1 protein-coding gene and 1 pseudogene are annotated in these 2284 nt (G+C 55.2%); both read left to right on the top strand.

Going from position 1 to position 2284, the window contains the following annotated elements:
- Nucleotides 1-185, top strand: a pseudogene (locus tag RM2_RS24815) (IS30 family transposase); the annotation flags it as partial.
- 263 nt (nucleotides 186-448) lie between these two features.
- On the top strand, nucleotides 449-1873 hold the full coding sequence (locus RM2_RS23685; protein ID WP_169846821.1) for an RICIN domain-containing protein: 1425 nt from the start codon (nucleotides 449-451) through the stop codon (nucleotides 1871-1873).
- The last annotated feature ends 411 nt before the right edge of the window (nucleotides 1874-2284 follow it).

The following is a 2284-nucleotide window of genomic DNA, read 5'->3' as shown; positions in this document are numbered from 1 at the left end:
AGTACCTGCCCAAGGGCATCGAGATCACCGACGACCAGCCCTACCTCGACGCGATCGCCGACGAGCTCAATGACAGGCCCCGTGCCTTCCTCGGCTATCGAACTCCACGGGAAGTGTTCAGCAAGCTACTCGTTGCCTCCGTTGCCTCCGTTGCCTCCGTTGCCTCCGTTGCTTTCACTGCTTGACACCGCCGACTCTAGAACATGACGGACTCCATGATGGGGACCAGGTCAGGTGGAATTGGTTGCTGTACTTGATAACTTGATGTACCTTTACATCGTTTTCCGTAGACAATTCCGTAAGGGGAATACTCAGTCCCCACGACTACGAAAAGTCACTGACCGCGACCGTCAGTGGCCGCGTGACCACTGCTCACTCTTCGTAGGGAAGCTCGGTCCGCTGGTCTGCGGCCAGAACAGAGAGCAGTAAGTAGATGTCGAAAACTGGAATGAATCACACCCTCTGGTCAAGAATTTCGGCGATAGCAATCATTGCCGCGGGAATCCTGCCCATCAACAATGTCTCCGCATCGGCCGAAAACAATGATGTCTCCGCAGAGACTGGCACGACATACACAACCTTCCCGGTGAGTTGTGGCGCATTTTCTAACGGTAACAGCCTTTTCGTACCGTTTGACGATCCGGTCGACAAATTGTTTACCAACACGTCGACCGAGGTGTCAAACCAAATGGGAATTAGAGTCATCTTTCCACCTGCCGTGCGCCCCGGAGTAGTGTTCACCTACACGATCGACTTTGACGACATAATCTTCAACCGCAAAGTTTTCTCCGATGGGGGTAATGCTCTTGTTGGAGCAGGTGATACGGAAGGCGCTACGCGGATAAAACTTGACATCGATATCCCAATAGGAACGAATTTTGTGTCCGCCGCAGTAGTTCCACCAACCGAAGAATCATCTCAACACCTTCCAGAAGATATTGTCCGTATCGACGACAACGGAAACGAGTCGGCCACAGGGAATCATCTGAGAATGACCCTCAATAATGCTACAGAGCAGAGAACAACAGACGGGGTGGTCACCAATGATGGACCCAATGCTAGCGGTGACTCCGGCGGAGGTTGGAACACTCAGAATAGCCGGACTATGGTTATTCCCTCCGTCAGTGTTACAGCAATAGCACCCGATACAGTGAATTCGACGATTGAGCCGACACTCAGGCGGGATGATGCCGCGAACGAGTACAATAATGCGAGCAACTTCTTTACTTTTCTAACAAGCAATAAGACCGATTTTGTCGGTCCGCATAGCGGATTTCACAGTGTTCGTTGCTCACCCCGAGATACGTCGGATTCTGAGGTGAACAGTGGCAGTCAACCGTTAGCGACGATCAAAGTGGCCGATTCCCCCATTTACGGTTTGGACGGCCGGGTGATCGATATCGTCGACAACGGAACTGTCAGTGGTACTCCGGTGCAGATGTGGGACTACACCGGCGCGGAAAACCAGCAGTGGACATTAGAAAACACGGGCCAGATCGTCAACCCGCACACCGAGAAATGCTTGAATGCGGCCGAAGTGAGGGTCGATGGTCCGGTCGCGACAGACAGTGATCGTCTTCCCAACGGTACACCGGTACAGATCACCGACTGCACCGGGACGGCGACCGGGACGGCGCAGCAGTGGCAGATCGCCGATGAGGTGACCGGCGGCAAACCGGAGGGTGGCGCAATCATCAACGCTGCGAGTGGGAGGTGCCTGGATGTGACCGACGGGGAATCTGCCGACGGCGGCCGGTTGCAGCTGTGGGACTGCACCGGCGGGTTCAACCAGCAATGGAACTTCCCGCCGATTTCATCAGAAGCCCCTCCTTCTCCTACGCGAAATACCTTTGACCCTTTGCAGGGTCAATGAGGCTGGGTGCCAGGACGTCCAACCCCCATCGCTATTGCCTGAAGCTTTGGGCCCATCCTTGGTCACCACCCACGACTCGTTCCTGGTGGTGGTGATGGCGTAGGAACTTGAATCATCACCGAGGCGACCGTGCCCGCCACGGAACACTGGGACAGTGACATCTGGGTCTTGCTCTGAATCGGTGGTAAGGCGACGAGGTATTGCCGACTCGCTTCGGCAATACCTTCAAGAAGCGTCAGCGTTGCCCGTGGCTCCACCGGCCCCTGATGCTGATGCTGATGGATGGTTCGCCTTTGTTCCTGGTGGCGAAGACACGCAGATATACGGGCGAGAGCCGTGGACAAATACGCGCGACGTCGAAGTCGAAGTCGCCGGAGACGTCATCATCGTCTCGTTCGCATGGGATCAAGA

Source organism: Rhodococcus marinonascens NBRC 14363 (assembly GCF_001894885.1).
GTDB classification, from domain to species: Bacteria; Actinomycetota; Actinomycetes; order Mycobacteriales; family Mycobacteriaceae; genus Rhodococcus_F; species Rhodococcus_F marinonascens.
This window is presented reverse-complemented; position numbering and strand designations above follow the sequence as displayed.

What these genes read in the sequence shown, in the direction of transcription:
- RM2_RS23685 (WP_169846821.1), top strand. Translation starts at nt 449, where the DNA reads ATGAATCACACCCTCTGGTCAAGAATTTCGGCGATAGCAATCATTGCC.